Here is a 17,147-nt window from a genome sequence, read left to right as displayed (position 1 = left end):
GGCAGGGCAGAATTGAAGCCGGGGCCACCTGAGAGCGGGAAGCAGCCCCGGCTGTTCCGGATCAGTTACCGATCCAGCTGGACCAAAGATCCTTGTTCTCGGCCATCCAGTCGGACACCACCGTGTCTACCTCCACGCCTTCGAGATCCGCCTTGCCGACCATGGCGCTCATTTCGTCGTTGCTGAGGCTGTAGGACTGGATGATCTCATAGGCGCCCGGCCATTTGTCCGGCAGGCCGGCCCAGGCCGCCTTCCAGATCGGGCCGCGCGGCTTGCCGCAGTCATAAGCCAGGTCCGGGTTCACTCCCACAGATGGGTCAGAATAGCATTCCGGCGAATAGACCGGGAATTCGACGAACTCCCCGTCGTATTTCGAGGGAGCCCAGTGCGGCGCATAGACCCACAAGACAATCGGATCCTGGCGTTGATAAGCGGACTCAAGTTCAGCAAATAGGGCCGCGTCGGTGCCGGCATGCACCACTTCAAAATCAAGCCCCAGCGCTTCTACACGCTCTTCGTCAAAACCGCCCCAGGTTACCGGGCCGCCGACATAACGGCCGGAAGGTGAGGTTTCAGCGGTTGCAAATTCTTCGGCGCAGTCCTTCAGAGCCTGCCAGTCGGGAAGGCCCGGGCAGCGCTCCTTCATATAGGCCGGGTACCACCATTCCTCGATGGCCATCAGGCCGGTTTCGCCCGCGTTGATCACCTTGCCCGAAGCCGTGGCCTCGTCCAGCGCCTCACGCCCGGTGGTTTCCCAGATCTCCATGGCCAGGTGCAGGTCCCCGGTCTTCAGCCCGGCAAATTGCGCGATGTAATCCGCCTGTACGTATTCGACGTTATATCCTGCCTCCTGCAGGATGCTGCCCATGATCTTGGTGTTGATCAGCTGGCCGGACCAGTCGTGCAGCGTCAGTTTGATCGGATCGGCAGATTCTGCAGACCAGGCGGAAGAAGCGGAAAGGGCGGCTGTCAGCGCAGCGGCTCCCAATATTCTGAGGTTCTGTCGCATGTGGATTTCCCTGTTGTGTGGTGTTGTGTGCGATTCTTGGCGTCGCGTAGGGTTATTGTGCAGTTTGCTTGGGTTTTTGTCAACAAAAACCACAAAAAGCAACTAAATGCCATCAAGTACGTCAATTTATACGCCAAAATGCGAGGATATATGTTGTGTTGTGTGGTTTTTTTGAATACGGCTTTGGTAACGCCAAGAACAACGTCCTACTTGTGAAATGAACCAGAAAACCACCAATCAGCGAGAAGAAGAGATACTGCGCGAGCTTCATCGCGCAGGAGGATCCTGCCGCGTGAGCGTGCTTGCGGAGCAGCTGAACGTCTCCAATGAAACCATCCGGCGCAACGTCAAGACGCTTGAGGAGCGCAGAATAGTGCGCAAAGTGCATGGCGGTGTGCATCTGAATGAAGATGTCATCGAGCCGCCATTCGAAAACCGCCTCAGAGCACATGCCGATGTGAAAACAGTACTGGCCCAAGCCGTGGCGGACACAATAAGCGACGGAGATTCAGTGTTTCTGGATATTGGATCGACAACGGCCTATGTCGCGCTGGCGCTCAGAAATCACAGCAACCTGTTTGTGGTTACTAACTCGGTTTTTGTGGCTCAGACGCTGGCCACGCGGAACAACAACCGGGTATTTCTGGCAGGCGGCGAACTGCGCGCCCATGACGGTGGCGCTTTCGGCGCAGAGGCGCTGGACCTGGTGCGGCGCCTCAATGTTCAATTGGCGGTGTTTTCGGTTGGCGCTGTGAACAGTGAACTGGGCTTCATGCTGCACGATCTTGAGGAAGCCAATATTGCGCGAATCGCAGCTGAGAACGCGCAGGTCTGTATCGTCGTGGCGGACAGCGGCAAGTTCAACAAACGCGCTCCGGTCTCTCTCGACAAGATGTCGGCGATCGACGTCTTCTTCACCGACGCCCCCCCGCCGGACGGCATCAGGGCCATGCTGGATAAGCATGAGATCGAAACCGTCGTTGTCAAAACTGACGGCAATTAGCAAAGTGTGCTAGCAACTGTATCTCTCATGCGGCCTTTGGTGACCATTTCTGACGCACACACAGAACAACTGTCAGCCCTTTGTGCTACAATCTATATCTTCAACCTTTAGGCGCATATTTCGACAACATGGCTTACTTTTACTTGGATGACAGCAAACATCACCGCTTTGGCTTTTCATTGTCAGCGTTTGTAATCTGCAACACTGATCCGACAGAGCATGTCAGCTCTATTTTCCAGAACCAGGGTTAAGCATCTCTGAAGCTCATCCCTGACAATCTCAACTACCTGGGGAAAGCTCAAACCGGCACGAACCTTTCAGCAGTCGGGTCATAGCATTGCAGACCACCTTCGCCGATATCGGTCCAGAGCCCATGCAGGCTGAGGGCTCCGTCGTCGATCGCCGAGGCGACGAAAGGGAAAGTCATCAGGTTTTCCAGCGAGGCCACGACTGCGTGTTTCTCCAGCTGGCGCACCTGTTCGTCTTCGTCGCTGATCGCCGCCACATGTTCGTACTTCGGCTTTAGGATGTCCATCCAGCGACCGACGAAGCTTTCCTTGACCTCTAGTTGCGGCGCATGGCCCTTGCACATGTCGAGGCATCCTTTGACGCCGCCGCATTGCGAATGACCGAGCACGATCAGATGCGCGACCTTCAGCACGGTGACCGCGTATTCCACCGCCGCGCTGGTGCCGTGGTGATCGCCATCGGGCAGGTAGGGCGGCACCAGGTTGGCGACGTTGCGGTGGATGAAGAACTCACCCTGATCGGCGCCGAAGATCGAAGTCACGTGCACCCGGCTGTCGCAGCACGAGATCACCATGGCGCGCGGGCGCTGTCCCTCGGTCGCCAGCCTCCGGTACCAGACCTGGTTCTCGGCATAGGTCGTCGCTTTCCAGCCGTGGTAACGCTGTACCAAGTAACTGGGCAGGGGGCGGGCGAGTTTCATCAGGGTCTTCCTGTCTGGTATTGGGCTGCAGGTGGCTTTAGGCCAGTTTGGCAGAAAATTCGAGATATTTCATGTCGCAGCCGCAACCTTTTGCAAACCTCTTTTGCGCCACGATGCCAGGCGTGTCGTGGGGGCACAAAAGATTGGGTGAGACTTGTGGTGGAAAAGATCGTGACGCTCGTACAGAGCGAATCCGTTCGCCTGGACCCGGAGCGTCTGGGCGGGCTTTATCGGCAATTGGGTGACGCGGGGGCCGAGGATGTGGTCTGTCGTGCCATCGAGGAACTGGCGGTGCGCCTGTCGCATTGCGAGCGGCACTGGCGTCAGGGCGACTGGCGGAGCCTGCGCAAATGCGCGCGCTCGCTGATCGCGATTGCGGAACAGATCGGCATGGTGGCGCTGGCCCGGGTGGCCCGCAGCGTGACCGACGCGGTGGACAATGGCGACCAGGTCGCGACCAGCGCGGTGCTGTTCCGGCTGATCCGGGTCGGTGAGCGGTCGCTGACCGAAGTCTGGGATTTGCAGGACATGTCGATCTGACCGGTCCCGGGCCTTCGGTGGGGCTTGCGGGCGGGCCAACTGTGGCTAGTCTGGGCGCGTGTTCCAAACCCGAGGTCTACCGATGCCGCTTGAATTCGCCCCTGTTGACGCCTCTGCGCGGCCCCTGCATGTGATTGATCAGGCCGGGCTTGATAGCTGGCTGGAGGGGCAGCCCGACCGTGTGGCGGCCTGGGTGCGGGCCAGCGGTTTTACCGGGGCGATCGGCCAGGTGCTGCTGATCCCGGACGAGGCAGGCGCGCCGGTGGCGGCGATGGCGGGATATGGCAAGCCCGAGACCCGGGCGCGCAAGCGGTTCGTCCTGGCCGCCGCGGCCGAAAAGCTGCCCGAGGGTGCGTGGCGCATCGCCTCGGGCCTGCCGCCCGAGGCGGCGGCGACAGAGGCGCTGGGCTGGTTGATGACCGGCTACGCCTTTGATCGTTACAAGTCGCAATCTCCGGCCAAGGCCCGGCTGGTTGCGCCTGATGGGGTCGATGCGGCGCGTATCGAGGTGCTGGCGGCGTCCGAGGCGCTGATCCGCGATCTGGTCAATACGCCTGCGCAGGATATGGGACCGGATACCTTGCAGGCGGCGACCGAGGCGCTGGCGGCGGAATTCGGGGCCAGTTGCGCTTCGGTCGTGGGCGACGACCTGTTGACGCATAACTTTCCGATGATCCATGCGGTGGGCCGCGCCGCGGCGCGCGCGCCGCGCCTGATCGAGATGTGCTGGGGCGAGGTCGGGCCCAAGCTGACGCTAGTGGGCAAGGGGGTCTGTTTCGACACTGGCGGGCTGGACCTGAAACCGGCATCCAGCATGCTGTTGATGAAAAAGGACATGGGCGGCGCGGCCAATGTGCTGGGGCTGGCGCGGATGATCATGGCGCTGGGTCTGAAGGTGCAGCTGCGGGTGCTGATCCCGGCGGTGGAGAACGCGGTGGCCGGCGATGCGTTCCGGCCCGGCGATATCCTGACTTCGCGCAAGGGGCTGACGGTCGAGATCAACAATACCGATGCCGAGGGGCGGCTGGTGCTGGCCGACGCGCTGGCGCTGGCCGACGAGGGGGCGCCGGACATGGTGATCTCGATGGCGACGCTGACCGGCGCGGCGCGGGTGGCCGTGGGGCCGGACCTAGCGCCGTTCTATACCGATGATGACGCGGCCGCGCAGGCGCTGGCCGAGACGGCGGCGGGCGCCGCCGATCCGGTCTGGCGGATGCCGTTTCACACGCCTTATGAGGAACTGATCGAGCCGGGGATCGCCGATCTGGACAATGCGCCGGGCGGCGGCATGGCCGGGTCGATCACGGCGGCTTTGTTCCTGCGCCGGTTCGTCGCGGCGCGTTACATGCATTTCGACATCTTCTCGTGGCAGCAGGCCAATGCGCCGGGTCGGACCAAGGGCGGGTTCGGGCAAGGACCGCGCGCCCTGTTGGGCGCGCTGCCCCGGATGCTGAACCTGTGAGCGGTCGGGCTGTCATCCGCCCGGTCGTCGATCTGCTGCGGCGGCCCGACGGGCCGCGCGATCGGCAGGTGTTGCTGGGCGAGCGGATGGAGGTTCTGGAGGTCTTGGACGGCTGGGTGCGTATCTGCGCCGACAAGGATGGGTATGAGGGCTGGGTTCCTGCCGCGGCACTGGGCGAAGATACGGAGCCGACCCATTGGGTCAGTGCGCCCTCGACCCATGCCTATGCCCAGGCCGACCTGAAGAGCCCGGACCGGATGGCGATCAGTTTTGGATCGCGGGTTGCGGTGCGCGCGGTGACGGGGCGGTTTGCCGAGACCGCGCATGGCCATATCCCGGTGCAGCACCTGATGTCGGTCGGCGAGAGGATGGCCGATCTGGTCGCGGTGGCTGCGCTGTTTCTGGGCACGCCTTACCTGTGGGGCGGTGACAGCCGCTGGGGGATCGACTGTTCCGGGCTGGTGCAGGCGGCGCTCTTGGCCTGCGGGATCGACTGCCCCGGCGACAGCGGGCCGCAGTCGCGCGCAGTCGGGGCGCTGTTGCCTGCCGGTACGCCGCCCGTACGCGGCGATCTGTTGTTCTGGATGGGCCATGTGGCGCTGGTGGCCGATGCCGGGCGGATCCTGCATGCGAACGGCAAGGACATGGCGGTGGCCTATGAGCCGCTGGAACAGGCCATAGACCGCATCGCCGCACAGGGCGAAGGCCCCGTGACCGCGCATCGCAGACCCGCCATCCCCGCTTGAACCCGCGCCACGGGTTCGATAGGGACAAAACAGCGCGCAATCGGGAGGCTCTTATGCAGGACGATCCGAAAACACTGGTTTCCACCGACTGGCTCGCCGCCCATCTGAAGGGTCCCGATCTGCGGATTCTGGATGGGTCCTGGCACCTGCCGCATCTTGGCCGAGACGCCAAGGCCGAATATGACGCCGCCCATATCCCCGGCGCGCGGTTTTTTGACATCGACGATATCTCGGACCATCGGTCGGACCTGCCGCATATGGTGCCGCCGGTCGAGAAGTTCATGTCTCGGCTGCGGGCGATGGGCGTTGGCGATGGCCACCAGGTGGTGGTTTACGACTCGCTGGGCCTGCAATCGGCGGCACGCGTCTGGTGGTTGTTCAAGCTGATGGGGCAGGACAATATCGCCGTGCTGGATGGCGGTCTGCCGAAATGGCAGGCCGAGGGGCGCGAGACCGAGGATCTGCCGCCGGTGGTGCGCGACCGTCACATGACGGTGCGGGTACAGAACCATCTGGTGCGCGATGTGACGCAAGTGTCGGCGGCGGCCAAGCTGCACGATCACGAGATCGTCGATGCCCGCTCGGCCGGGCGCTTTGCCGGGACCGATCCCGAACCGCGCCCAGGTCTGCGTGGTGGCCATATCCCGGGGTCGAAGAACGTGCCCTTTGGCACGCTTTTGAACAAGAACGGTACGATGAAATCGCCCACCGACTGCCGCGCCGTGTTCGAGGCCGCAGGCGTCGATCTGTCCAAGCCGGTGATCACCACCTGCGGCTCGGGCGTGACGGCGGCCATTCTCAGCCTGGCGCTTCAGCGCATGGGCAAGACCGATCACTCGCTTTATGACGGCTCCTGGGCTGAATGGGGTGCCTTCCCGACCCTGCCCGTCGCAACTGGAGAGAACTGATGTTCGAAAACCTCAAGGCGCAGCCTGCGGACAAGATCCTTGCATTGATGCAGATGTACAAGGACGATCCGCGCACCGACAAGATCGACCTGGGCGTTGGCGTCTACAAGAACGCCGAGGGCGTGACCCCGGTGATGCGCGCCGTCAAGGCCGCCGAAAAGATCGTGTGGGAGAGCCAGGAAAGCAAATCCTATACCGGGCTGATCGGCGATCCGGCCTATTCGGATGCGATGATCAAGCTGATCCTGGGCGATGCGGTGCCGCGCGCCAATGTGGGCGCTGCGGCCACGCCGGGGGGCACCGGCGCCTGTCGTCAGGCGTTCGAGCTGATCAAGATGGCCGGCCCCGAGGCGCGCGTTTTCGTGTCGGACCCGACCTGGCCCAACCATATCTCGATCCTGAACTACCTGGGCATGACCATGGTGCCCTATCGCTATTTCGATGCCGAAACCCGTGGCGTCGATTTCGAGGGCATGCTGGCCGATCTGGAACAGGCGCGCGCGGGCGACGTGGTGCTGCTGCATGGCTGCTGCCACAACCCGACCGGCGCCAACCTGAACCTGGTGCAGTGGCAGGAGGTGGTAAAGCTGATCAATGCCAAGGGTCTGGTTGCGATGATCGACATCGCCTATCAGGGCTTTGGCGACGGGCTGGAGGAAGATGCGCAGGGCACCCGGCTGGTGGCCGCGTCGGTCAAGGAATGCCTGATCGCGGCATCCTGTTCCAAGAACTTTGGTGTTTACCGCGAGCGCACCGGCCTGTTGATGGCGGTGAGCCAGGACAGCGGCCAGACCGCGCTGAACCAGGCAACCCTGGCGTTTCTGAACCGTCAGAATTACTCCTTCCCGCCCGATCACGGGGCGCGGGTGGTGACGACGATCCTGAACGATGACGCGCTGCGCGCCGACTGGATGGCCGAGCTGGAGGAAATCCGCCTGTCGATGCTGGGTCTGCGCCAACAACTGGCCGACGAGTTGCAGCGGCTGACCGGCTCGGACCGGTTCGGCTTCATCGCGCAGCATCGGGGCATGTTCTCGCGCATAGGTGCGGCGCCCGAGCTGGTCGAGAAGCTGCGGACCGAGTTCGGCATCTACATGGTGGGCGACAGCCGGATGAACATCGCCGGGCTGAACGCCAAGACGGTACCGATCCTGGCCAGGGCGATTGTCGACGCCGGGATCTGAGACCCTACGTCTAATGGCAAAGGCCGCCCTAACGGGCGGCCTTTTGTCGTTTCAGGGTGCAAAGCCCGGCACGAACTGGCGCAGATAGGCCAGCCAGTCGGGTGGCAGCGCGATGTCGTAGAACGCGCCCAGCAGCATCGCCACGATCAGGGCGGCAATGGTTCCCCCGGCAAGTGTCATGCCCCAGAACGCCGCGCGGGCCTGTGCACGCGCGCCCCGGCGCAGCAGGATCAGCCGAAAGGCGCAGCCCAGATGCACGAACAGGGCAATCACGCCCAGGCTGTAATAGGGGATGAAATACCAGGTGAAGGGCGCGCCGCTCATCACCGAGGCGGGCCAGTAGAAATTGGTGTCCAGCCCGTCGACCCAGCGTGCCAGCGCCAGCGCGATCAGGTGCTCGGTCATGAAGTAGAGCACCACTCCGCCCGAGATCACCTGTGCCTGGGCCCAGGGTTCGCGCAGCCCGCGCCAGATACGGGCGATCAGCAGTTTCAGGCCCAGACCCATCTGTACCAGTGCCGAGGCGAGAACCAGCGGCTCGACCACCGGATTGCGATAGATCAGGCGCAATAGATCCTGGGTGGCGTTATAGGCGTTCACCCCCCCATAGCCCCGACAAGTGGGTGATGAAATGCAGCAGCAGAAAAGCGGCAAACACCGCTCCGTTCCAGCGGTGAATCTTGCGGGCGATCATGGCGCCTACTCCCTGGCGGTCGTGTCTTGCGAGAGCTTGTCGTGGAACCAGGCCAGCGCTTTGGCGGCCTGTTCAGGCGGGGTGTCCTGCATCCCCATCTTCAGGATATCGGCCAGCGTCACGCTGGCCAGTTCGCGCCGCCACGCCGCCTCGGCCCGCCACATGGATCGGGCGATGCCGCAGGGGCGCAGGTATTTGTCATCAGCCACGCCGCTGGGTCCGCAGCGGCGTAGCTCGGTGCAGCGGAACTGCCGCTCGGGGCCGTCGATGGCCTGAACCATATCGAGCAAGGTGATTTGCGCAGGTGGGCGGGCCAGCGCATAGCCGCCGCGCGGTCCCCGGCGAGTTTCGACGATGCCGGCGGCCGAGAGTTTCTGCATCTGCTTGGCCAGATAGGGCTCGGGCAGGTCAAAGAACTCGGCCAGAAGCCGGGCGGGTAGCGGGGTGTCGGGGGGCAGGGCGGCCAGCAGGCTACAGGCATGCGCTGCCCATTCCAGTCCTTCGGTGTGTTTCATAAAGCGGATAAAATATGTCCGTAATTGAGTCGTCAAGCCCCGATCGCTCCTTGGTTCACGAGGCCGTGTTGTGCGGGTCAGGTGTGCCGTGAGAAGGTTGCGCTTTGCGGGCGGGAGTTGTATTCGGCTACAGGAATATGAAGTGAGGCTGTCCGATGTTCCCCGCCCGTTTTGCCCCGATCCTGTTTGCCCTGATCATGTCTGGGTTGATGTCCTGTATCGTCACCTGCATCGCGACCCTGCGCGCGGTGGGGATGAGTGATGACATGGCAGGCAAATGGATGGGGGCCTGGGGGATCGCCTGGCCCACCGCCTTTGTGGTTCTGCTGTTCGTGGCGCCGCTGACCCGCCGGATGGTCGCGGCCCTGGTGCGCGCCGAGGGCTGAGCGAAGCCTAGTGCGCCTCGGCCCAGTTGGCGCCGCGGCCCGCGTCCACCACCAGTTTCACGTCAAGCCGCACCGCCGGATCGGCGGCGCCCTCCATCACGTCGCGGGCGGCGGTGATGGTGGCATCAACCGCGTCCTCGGCCACTTCGAACAGCAGTTCGTCATGCACCTGGAGGAGCATTTTCGCGGGCAGATCGCGAATGGCGTCCGGCATCCGCACCATGGCGCGGCGGATCACGTCGGCTGCCGTGCCCTGGATCGGGGCGTTGATGGCGGCGCGGCGGGCAAAGCCCGCATGCGGCCCCTTAGCGTTGATCTCGGGGGTGTGGATCTTGCGGCCAAAGAGGGTCTGCACAAACCCGTGTTCCTTGGCGAAGGCTATGGTGTCATCCATGTAGGTGCGGATGCCGGGGAAACGCTCGAAATAGCGGTCGATGAATTCCTGCGCCTCGGCGCGCGGAATGCGCAGGTTGCGGGCGAGGCCAAAGCCCGAAATGCCGTAGATCACGCCGAAGTTGATCGCCTTGGCGCGGCGCCGGATTTCCGGCGTCATCTGATCCAGCGGCACGTCGAACATCTCGGACGCGGTCATTGCGTGGATGTCGAGCCCGTCGGCAAACGCCTGTTTCAGTGCCGGGATATCGGCGATATGGGCCAGGATGCGCAGCTCGATCTGAGAATAGTCGAGACTGACCATCACGTTGCCCGGCTCGGCCACGAACGCCTCGCGGATGCGGCGGCCTTCTTCGGTGCGGACGGGGATGTTTTGCAGGTTCGGGTCGGTCGAGGCCAGCCGTCCGGTATTGGCGCCGGTGATTGAATACGAGGTATGGACCCGCCCGGTATCGGGGTTGATATGCCCTTGCAGCGCATCCGTGTAGGTCGATTTCAACTTTTGCAGCTGCCGCCAGTCGAGGATACGCGCGGGCATTTCATGTTCTGTCGCCAGATCCTCGAGCACGTCGGCCGGGGTCGAATACTTGCCGGTCTTGCCGCGCGTGCCGCCGGGCAGCGACATCTTGTCGAACAGGATCTCGCCCACCTGCGCGGGCGAGCCGACGTTGAAGGGCTCGCCCGCCAGTTCGTGAATCTCGGCCTCCAGGCCCGCCATTTTCTGGGCAAAGGCATTCGACATCCGGCTGAGCACGTCGCGGTCGACCTTGACGCCGTGCATTTCCATCTCGGCCAGCACCGGCACCAGCGGGCGTTCGAGCGTTTCGTAGACGGTGGTGACCTGAACCCGGTGCAGCTGCGGCTTGAAGAGTTGCCACAGGCGAAGGGTGATGTCTGCATCCTCGGCGGCATAGGCGGTGGCATCGTCAATCGCCACCTTGTCGAAGGTGATCGCGGATTTGCCGGATCCCAGCAGCGGCTTGATCGGGATCGGCACATGGCTGAGATACATCTCGCTGAGCGCGTCCATGCCGTGGCCGTGCTTGCCGCCATGCATCGCGTAGGACATCAGCATGGTGTCGTCGATCGGCGCGACGTCGATGCCGTGACGGGCAAAGATCTTGGCGTCGTATTTCATGTTCTGGCCGATCTTGAGGATCGCGTCATCCTCGAGCACCGGTTTCAGGAGATCGAGCGCCTCTTGCAGCGGCATCTGCCCCTCGGCCAGCTTGTCCGAGCCAAAAAGGTCGTTTGCGTCGCCGTCGCGGTGGCCCAGCGGGATGTAACAGGCGGCGCCCGGTTCGACCGCAAGCGAGATACCGACCAGTTCGGCGCGCATCTCGTCAAGGCTGGTGGTTTCGGTATCGACCGCCACCCAGCCGCGTTCGTGTGCCTGTGCGATCCATTTTTGCAGCGCCGCCGCGTCACGTACGCATTCGTATCTGGACGCGTCAAAGGGCGGCTGTTCGGGGGCGGGTGCGTCTTCTGTCGCGGGGGCGGGGGCCTCGGTGATGACCGGCGCCTCGGCGCCAAGCTTGTCGGCGATGCGCTTGGTCAGGGTGCGGAACTCCATTTCGGCCAGAAAACCCAGGAGTTTTTCCGGGTCCGGGTCGCGCAGTTCCAGATCGTCCAGCGTGAAATCGAGCGGGGTGTTGGCGTCAAGCGCGACCAGGCGTTTCGAAAGCTCGATCTGGGCGCGCATCTCGATCAGGGTCTGGCGGCGCTTGGGCTGCTTGATCTCTTCGGCGCGGTCCAGGAGGTCTTCGAGCGAGCCGTATTCGTTGATCAGGAGCGCTGCGGTCTTGACGCCGATGCCGGGCGCGCCGGGCACGTTGTCGACGCTGTCGCCTGCCAGCGCCTGCACATCGACCACGCGATCGGGGAAGACGCCGAATTTCTCGAACACGCCGTCGCGGTCGATGCGCTTGTTCTTCATGGCGTCGAACATCTCGACCCCGTCGCCCACCAGCTGCATCAGGTCCTTGTCGGAGCTGACGATGGTGACCCGCCCGCCCGCGTCGCGGGCCTGGTGCGACAGGGTGGCGATGATGTCGTCGGCCTCGTATCCCTCAAGCTCCTTGCAGGGGATGTTGAATGCCTCGGTCGCGGCCCGGGTCAGCGGGATCTGCGGGCGCAGATCCTCGGGCATCGCCTCGCGGTTGGCCTTGTAGAGATCGTAGAGATCGTTGCGGAAGGTGTGGCTGCCCTTGTCGAAGATCACCGCCAGATGGGTTGGTGCATCGGGACCGTGATCACCATCGACATAGCGTTGCAGCATGTTGCAGAAACCCGACACGGCCCCGATGGGCAGGCCATCGGATTTGCGCGTCAGCGGCGGCAGCGCGTGATAGGCACGAAAGATAAAGGCCGATCCGTCGATCAGATGCAGATGGCAACCCTTGCCGAAAGTGCTCATGCCGTTCGCTCCCCGCTGTGTTCCTGGGGGCCAGTCCTGCCATGTTCCGCAGCCCGATGCCAGTACCCGGGGACCTGCAAACGGAAAGACCGGCCGCCCTGAGTTCATGTTGGCCGGTCTTGAAACCCCATGAGCGGTGGAAATGCGCCGGTCAGGCGGGGGCGTAGTCGCGGATCAGGAAATGTTTGGTCGTGGTTTCCAGCACCTGCCAGTAGCCGCGAAAGCCGTTCGGGATCAGAAAGGAATCGCCGGTGCGGAACTCTTGTTCATGGCCGTCTTCGGCGATCAGCCTGACATGGCCCGAAACGATGAAGCAGAATTCATCCCGGTCGGTGAAGGCGTGCCACTTGCCCGGCGTGCTGGTCCAGGTGCCTGCCAGGCAGGTGCCGTCGGGGCTGGTGTGGCGCATCCGGGTGACGTGATGCGGGTCGCCCGCAACCACCCGGCCCGGCAGATCGGCCAGGCGCCGTTCGCTGGTTTCCTGCGGCTCTGCGGTGAAATCAATGACATGAATGGCCATGCGCGCCCTTTCTTATCCGATGAAATGGGTGATCCCGTAGAGGATGAACCCGGCGATGAAGAGTGTCTCGGCCACAATCAGGATGATCGCCTGCCCGCCCACTTCGAAGATGGTCTTGAGCGAGGTCTTCATGCCAACGGCGGCGATGGAGATCAACAGCGCCCAGGCGGAGAGATCGCCAAGCGCGGTGCGCACCACGTCCGGGACAAGGCCGAAAGAGTTGATCCCGGCGAGGATCAGGAACATCACCACAAAGGAGGGCATCAGCGGCGGGCGCTTGCCGCCGTCCTGGGGATCTGCGGCGGCAAAGCTGCGGATCGCCAGGGAAAAGACCAGCACCACCGGGGCCAGCATCGTCACGCGGATCAGCTTGACCACGGTCGCGGTTTCGCCGGTTTGCTCGGAGACCGAGAACCCGGCACCAACGACCTGCGCGACGTCATGGATGGTGCCGCCGAGAAAGACGCCGGCGGCGACATCATCAAGGCCCAGCGTCTTGGTGATGATCGGATAGGCGATCATCGCAACGGTGCTGAGGACGGTCACGCCGAGGACGGTGAAGATGAGGTTGCGTTCGGACTGCTCGTTCTTGGGCAGGACCGCGGCGATCGCCATCGCCGCCGATGCGCCGCAGATCGCGACCGAGCCGCCGGTGAGCAGCGCGAAGCGCCAGCCGCGACCGAGCAGCCGCGAGCCCAGCAGTCCGAAGAGGATGGTCAGGATCACACCTGCGATGACCAGCCCGATCAGTTCCGGGCCGAGCCCGATCAGCAGCTCGACACTGATCCGTGCGCCGAGGAGGGCGACCCCGGCCCGCAGGACCGTGCGCGAGGTAAAGGCGATGCCAGCAACGCATTTGCCGTCTTCGGCCAGAAAGTGAAAGGCGATCCCCAGGAGCAGCGCCATCAGCATCGCCGGAGCGCCGTAATGTTCGGAGAGGAATTTCGCGGCCACGGCGATCACGGTTGAAACCAGCAGCCCCGGGCCGATGCCCGACAGGGTGGCGGGCAGCCCGGCCAGTCCGGATTTCGCGGCGGTCAACGAAACAGCCATTGTCTATTCTCCTTTGCCGCGTCACCGGTGGCACGCGGGAGCGGCCCCTTGGGCCGGTGGATATGTCTGGGAACGAGGGGGGCAGGTCGTGCCCGCCCCCCTTTTCGGATCAGGGTTCGGCGATCAGGCGACCTGTTGGGTGCGCATGTCGTCGCGGTTGATCCCGGCGACCTGGACCGGTCTCTTCATCGCGTCGCGGCGGAAGGGTTCGCCCAGTTCCTGGTTCAGCACGACCTCGATAAAGGTGGTGATCCCCTCCTTCATCTGTTCCTGCACGGCGGTGCGCAAAACCTCGGTGAGCTGTTCCATCGTCGTGACCTGCACGCCCTTGAGGCCGCAGCCCTCGGCGATCTTGGCATAGTTGACGTCGAGGTTCAGTTCGGTGCCGACGAAGTTGTCGTCGAACCACAGCGTCGTGTTGCGCTTTTCCGCGCCCCACTGGTAGTTGCGGAAAACCACCATGGTGATTGCGGGCCAGTCGCCGCGGCCGCAGGCGGTCATCTCGTTCATCGAGATGCCGAATGCGCCGTCCCCGGCAAAGCCGATCACCGGCGTATCCGGGCAGCCGATCTTGGCGCCGAGGATCGCGGGCAGGCCATAGCCGCAGGGACCGAAGAGGCCCGGCGCCAGGTATTTCCGGCCCTTGTTGAAGGAAGGATAGGCGTTGCCGATGGCGCAGTTGTTGCCGATGTCGGACGAGATGATCGCGTCTTCGGGCATCGCCGCCATGATCGCGCGCCAGGCCTGACGCGGGCTCATGTGGTCGGGCTTGGCCGCGCGGGCGCGGGCGTTCCAGGTGATGCCCTCGTCGGTGTCATCCTCGTGATCCATCGAGCTGAGTTCCTGCGCCCAGCGCGACTTTGTGGTGGCGATCAGGTCGCGGCGTTCGTCGCGGCCCTTGTCGCCGGCACCGTCGGCAAGCTGCGCCAGCAATTGCTCGGCCACCATGCGGGCGTCGCCCTGGATCGCTACGTCGACCTTTTTGGTCAGGCCGATCCGGTCCGAGTTGATGTCGACCTGGATGATCTTGGCCTGGGTCGGCCAGTAGTTGATGCCATAGCCCGGCAGGGTCGAGAAAGGGTTCAGGCGGTTGCCCAGGGCCAGTACCACATCGGCCTTCTGGATCAGTTCCATCGCCGCTTTGGACCCGTTGTAGCCCAGCGGGCCGACCGACAGCGGATGGTTGCCCGGGAAGGCATCGTTGTGCTGGTAGTTGCAGCAGACCGGCGCGTCGAGCGCCTCGGCCAGACGGGCCGACGCGTCGATGGCACCCGACAGAACCACGCCCGCGCCGTTCAGGATGACCGGGAATTCGGCCTCGGACAGCAGCTTGGCCGCGGCCTTGACCGCATCGGCACCGCCTGCGGGGCGCTCCAGCCGGATGATCTGAGGCAGTTCGATGTCGATGACTTGGGTCCAGAAATCGCGCGGGATGTTGATCTGCGCGGGCGCCGAGCCGCGCCAGGCCTTTTCGATCACCCGGTTCAGCACTTCGGCCATGCGCGAGGGGTCGCGAACCTCTTCCTGATAGCAGACCATGTCCTCGAACAGTTTCATCTGCTCGATCTCCTGGAAACCGCCCTGGCCGATGGTGCGGTTGGCCGCCTGCGGTGTCACCAGCAGCAGCGGCGTGTGGTTCCAGTAGGCGGTTTTCACCGGGGTGACGAAGTTGGTGATGCCCGGGCCGTTCTGCGCGATCATCATCGACATCTTGCCGGTCGAGCGGGTGTAACCATCGGCGATCATCCCGCCCGAGGTTTCATGCGCGCAATCCCAGAACTTGATCCCGGCGGCCGGGAACAGGTCGGAGATCGGCATCATCGCGGACCCGATAATGCCAAAAGCATTGTCGATGCCGTGCATTTGCAGGACCTTAACAAAGGCCTCTTCGGTGGTCATTTTCATATGGGGCTCCAATCTTGGAAACAGGGGGAGGGGTTAAAGAATTTCGTCGTTCAGGTGGTACCAGTGGTACATGAAGCGCTGGCCGAGCCTGCGGAACGGGGTCAGGACGCCGTGGCTGGGCAGGGGCGAGTTGAAGATCGGCAGGTCGACCGGAATGCCCTTGCCCGAGACCAGCTCGGCCAGGCGTTTGCCGGCCTGGGCCGAGTACATCACGCCGTTGCCGCCATAGCCCATCGCGTAATAGACGGTGCGGTCACGGTCGGGCTGGAAGATGCGCGGCATCATGTCGTGGCTGACATCCACCCATCCCCACCAGGAATAGTCGAGATCAATTCCGGTCAGCGCCGGGAATTTCCGGTGCAGCCCTGTGCGCAGCAGCGCGAGATGCTTGGGGTTTTCCGCATCCCGCCCAGTGATGGCGCTGCGGCTGCCGATCTGCATTCGCCCGTCGGGCAGCAGCCGGTAATAGTGGCGCAGCGTCCGGGTGTCGGTAAGCGGCGAATGCGTCTTTATCCCGCATTCGGCAAGCTCTTCGTCCGTCAGCGGGCGTGTGACGATCGAGTTGGACAGGATCGGCATCAGCCGGTGCTTGGTGCGATGGTTGAGGCCCGGCGGCGTATAGCCGGCCGTGGCCAGCGCAACCGCGCGGGCGCGCACCGTGCCACCCGGCGTTGTCAGGTGATGCACGCCGTCCTTGACCACCCAGCCCATCACCGGGCTGGCGGTGTGGATCTTGGCCCCCAGCTTGCGCGCCAGGCGGATATAGCTGAAGGCCAGTTTGCCCGCGTGAATGCAGGTGCCGTCCGGCTCCCACATGGCGCCATGGGCCTCTTGATCCTTGACGTGTTCCTCGTGCAGCTCTTCGCGGCCGAGGATGCGCGAGCCATAGCCGAAGGTCTCGTTCAGGAGTTTGCTTTCCTTTTCCAGCTTGGGCATCACCTTGGCGCGGTGGGCGATGTAGTAATGCCCGCCCGTCTGCGGATCGCAGTCGATATCGTCCGAGCCGATCAGGTCGTTGAACAGCTCGAACGCTTCGCAGACCTCGGCATGCATCATTTTGGCGGTATCGACGCCCCAGCGTTCGATCCATTGCGACCGCTTGAGACGGCCGGACGAGATCTGCGCCTGCCCGCCGTTGCGGGTGGAACAACCCCAGGCGACGGTATTGGCCTCGAGCACGGTGGCCTTGATGCCGTGTTCCTTTGCCAGGTGGATCGCGGTGGACAGCCCGGTATAGCCCGAGCCGATGATGACGACATCGACATCCATGTCGTGCGACACCGGGCCGTCATCCTCGGGCGGAGTGCCGGCGGTGCCGATCCAGTAGGTCGGCGCATGGTCCCGGTTATGGCCGGGGCCCGCATCGATGATCGGATCGTATTTCGGATCGTAGGTGGCCTTGGGCCAGTGACGTGGCCGCAGATCTTGAGCCATGAAAGTGTTCCTGTATGAAGGGCGGCGGGT

The 17,147-nt window shown here is 63.5% G+C and carries 16 protein-coding genes; 7 read left to right on the top strand and 9 right to left on the bottom strand.

Features of this window, described 5'->3' with window-relative positions:
* Positions 1-61: 61 nt before the first annotated feature.
* Positions 62-1,009: an ABC transporter substrate-binding protein gene (locus OEZ49_RS14430; protein ID WP_263388970.1), complete on the bottom strand. Its 948-nt coding sequence runs from the start codon at positions 1,007-1,009 to the stop codon at positions 62-64.
* A 217-nt stretch (positions 1,010-1,226) separates the two neighbouring features.
* On the opposite strand from OEZ49_RS14430, the gene OEZ49_RS14425 reads away from it, so the two are divergent.
* Positions 1,227-2,012: a DeoR/GlpR family DNA-binding transcription regulator gene (locus OEZ49_RS14425; protein ID WP_263388969.1), complete on the top strand. Its 786-nt coding sequence runs from the start codon at positions 1,227-1,229 to the stop codon at positions 2,010-2,012.
* Positions 2,013-2,310: 298 nt separating this feature from the next.
* Here the strand turns inward: OEZ49_RS14425 and OEZ49_RS14420 are convergent, their stop codons facing one another.
* Positions 2,311-2,961, bottom strand: coding sequence for a carbonic anhydrase (locus OEZ49_RS14420; protein WP_263388968.1), 651 nt, complete (start codon positions 2,959-2,961; stop codon positions 2,311-2,313).
* 168 nt (positions 2,962-3,129) lie between these two features.
* Between OEZ49_RS14420 and OEZ49_RS14415 the strand changes: the two genes are divergently transcribed.
* The 5 genes from OEZ49_RS14415 to OEZ49_RS14395 all read left to right on the top strand — a co-directional run bounded on the left by OEZ49_RS14415 (position 3,130) and on the right by OEZ49_RS14395 (position 7,801).
* Positions 3,130-3,501 carry a hypothetical protein gene (locus tag OEZ49_RS14415; protein WP_370462798.1) on the top strand — a complete coding sequence of 124 codons (372 nt, stop codon included), beginning with the start codon at positions 3,130-3,132 and terminating at the stop codon, positions 3,499-3,501.
* 82 nt (positions 3,502-3,583) lie between these two features.
* Complete coding sequence (locus OEZ49_RS14410) at positions 3,584-4,963, top strand: leucyl aminopeptidase family protein (RefSeq protein ID WP_263388966.1); 1,380 nt, start codon at positions 3,584-3,586, stop codon at positions 4,961-4,963.
* Entirely contained in the window at positions 4,960-5,709 is a 750-nt protein-coding gene (locus OEZ49_RS14405; protein WP_263388965.1) for a C40 family peptidase, read from the top strand. Before OEZ49_RS14410 ends, OEZ49_RS14405 begins: the two co-directional genes overlap by 4 nt.
* Positions 5,710-5,762: 53 nt before the next feature.
* Positions 5,763-6,617 carry a 3-mercaptopyruvate sulfurtransferase gene (gene sseA, locus OEZ49_RS14400; protein ID WP_263388964.1) on the top strand — a complete coding sequence of 285 codons (855 nt, stop codon included), beginning with the start codon at positions 5,763-5,765 and terminating at the stop codon, positions 6,615-6,617.
* Complete coding sequence (locus tag OEZ49_RS14395; RefSeq protein ID WP_263388963.1) at positions 6,617-7,801, top strand: amino acid aminotransferase; 1,185 nt, start codon at positions 6,617-6,619, stop codon at positions 7,799-7,801. The genes sseA and OEZ49_RS14395 overlap by 1 nt, the downstream gene beginning before the upstream one ends.
* 51 nt (positions 7,802-7,852) lie before the next feature.
* Here OEZ49_RS14395 and OEZ49_RS14390 read toward each other — a convergent pair whose 3' ends face one another.
* Both OEZ49_RS14390 and OEZ49_RS14385 read right to left on the bottom strand, forming a co-directional pair.
* Positions 7,853-8,401 (bottom strand): hypothetical protein, encoded by a 549-nt coding sequence (locus OEZ49_RS14390; protein WP_263388962.1) that lies wholly within the window; start codon positions 8,399-8,401, stop codon positions 7,853-7,855.
* 99 nt (positions 8,402-8,500) lie between these two features.
* A complete protein-coding gene (locus OEZ49_RS14385; protein WP_263388961.1) occupies positions 8,501-9,010 on the bottom strand; it encodes an RrF2 family transcriptional regulator in 510 nt (169 codons plus the stop codon).
* Positions 9,011-9,165: 155 nt separating this feature from the next.
* Between OEZ49_RS14385 and OEZ49_RS14380 the strand changes: the two genes are divergently transcribed.
* On the top strand, positions 9,166-9,396 hold the full coding sequence (locus tag OEZ49_RS14380; protein ID WP_263388960.1) for a DUF2798 domain-containing protein: 231 nt from the start codon (positions 9,166-9,168) through the stop codon (positions 9,394-9,396).
* A gap of 7 nt (positions 9,397-9,403) precedes the next feature.
* Here OEZ49_RS14380 and polA read toward each other — a convergent pair whose 3' ends face one another.
* The 5 genes from polA to OEZ49_RS14355 form a co-directional block, all read right to left on the bottom strand.
* Complete coding sequence (gene polA / locus OEZ49_RS14375; RefSeq protein ID WP_263388959.1) at positions 9,404-12,205, bottom strand: DNA polymerase I; 2,802 nt, start codon at positions 12,203-12,205, stop codon at positions 9,404-9,406.
* A 151-nt stretch (positions 12,206-12,356) separates the two neighbouring features.
* Positions 12,357-12,725, bottom strand: a complete 369-nt coding sequence (locus OEZ49_RS14370) for a cupin domain-containing protein (protein WP_263388958.1) — start codon at positions 12,723-12,725, stop codon at positions 12,357-12,359.
* 12 nt (positions 12,726-12,737) lie between these two features.
* The gene (locus tag OEZ49_RS14365; RefSeq protein ID WP_263388957.1) at positions 12,738-13,778 is read right to left on the bottom strand and encodes a YeiH family protein; all 1,041 of its coding nucleotides are present in this window, start codon (positions 13,776-13,778) and stop codon (positions 12,738-12,740) included.
* 123 nt (positions 13,779-13,901) lie between these two features.
* Positions 13,902-15,683, bottom strand: coding sequence for a sulfoacetaldehyde acetyltransferase (xsc, locus tag OEZ49_RS14360; protein ID WP_263388956.1), 1,782 nt, complete (start codon positions 15,681-15,683; stop codon positions 13,902-13,904).
* Positions 15,684-15,716: 33 nt separating this feature from the next.
* A complete protein-coding gene (locus OEZ49_RS14355) occupies positions 15,717-17,117 on the bottom strand; it encodes an NAD(P)/FAD-dependent oxidoreductase (protein WP_263388955.1) in 1,401 nt (466 codons plus the stop codon).
* Between the last annotated feature and the right edge of the window lie 30 nt (positions 17,118-17,147).

Source organism: Ruegeria marisflavi (assembly GCF_025673445.1).
Classification (GTDB): domain Bacteria; phylum Pseudomonadota; class Alphaproteobacteria; order Rhodobacterales; family Rhodobacteraceae; genus Ruegeria_B; species Ruegeria_B marisflavi.
Note: the sequence above shows the minus strand (reverse complement) of the source record. Positions and strands in the feature narration are given on the sequence as shown.

What these genes read in the sequence shown, in the direction of transcription:
- OEZ49_RS14395 (WP_263388963.1), top strand. Translation starts at nt 6,617, where the DNA reads ATGTTCGAAAACCTCAAGGCGCAGCCTGCGGACAAGATCCTTGCATTG.
- OEZ49_RS14430 (WP_263388970.1), bottom strand. Translation starts at nt 1,009, where the DNA reads ATGCGACAGAACCTCAGAATATTGGGAGCCGCTGCGCTGACAGCCGCC.
- OEZ49_RS14365 (WP_263388957.1), bottom strand. Translation starts at nt 13,778, where the DNA reads ATGGCTGTTTCGTTGACCGCCGCGAAATCCGGACTGGCCGGGCTGCCC.
- OEZ49_RS14420 (WP_263388968.1), bottom strand. Translation starts at nt 2,961, where the DNA reads ATGAAACTCGCCCGCCCCCTGCCCAGTTACTTGGTACAGCGTTACCAC.
- OEZ49_RS14425 (WP_263388969.1), top strand. Translation starts at nt 1,227, where the DNA reads ATGAACCAGAAAACCACCAATCAGCGAGAAGAAGAGATACTGCGCGAG.
- OEZ49_RS14380 (WP_263388960.1), top strand. Translation starts at nt 9,166, where the DNA reads ATGTTCCCCGCCCGTTTTGCCCCGATCCTGTTTGCCCTGATCATGTCT.
- sseA (WP_263388964.1), top strand. Translation starts at nt 5,763, where the DNA reads ATGCAGGACGATCCGAAAACACTGGTTTCCACCGACTGGCTCGCCGCC.
- OEZ49_RS14355 (WP_263388955.1), bottom strand. Translation starts at nt 17,117, where the DNA reads ATGGCTCAAGATCTGCGGCCACGTCACTGGCCCAAGGCCACCTACGAT.
- xsc (WP_263388956.1), bottom strand. Translation starts at nt 15,683, where the DNA reads ATGAAAATGACCACCGAAGAGGCCTTTGTTAAGGTCCTGCAAATGCAC.
- OEZ49_RS14410 (WP_263388966.1), top strand. Translation starts at nt 3,584, where the DNA reads ATGCCGCTTGAATTCGCCCCTGTTGACGCCTCTGCGCGGCCCCTGCAT.
- polA (WP_263388959.1), bottom strand. Translation starts at nt 12,205, where the DNA reads ATGAGCACTTTCGGCAAGGGTTGCCATCTGCATCTGATCGACGGATCG.
- OEZ49_RS14385 (WP_263388961.1), bottom strand. Translation starts at nt 9,010, where the DNA reads ATGAAACACACCGAAGGACTGGAATGGGCAGCGCATGCCTGTAGCCTG.
- OEZ49_RS14370 (WP_263388958.1), bottom strand. Translation starts at nt 12,725, where the DNA reads ATGGCCATTCATGTCATTGATTTCACCGCAGAGCCGCAGGAAACCAGC.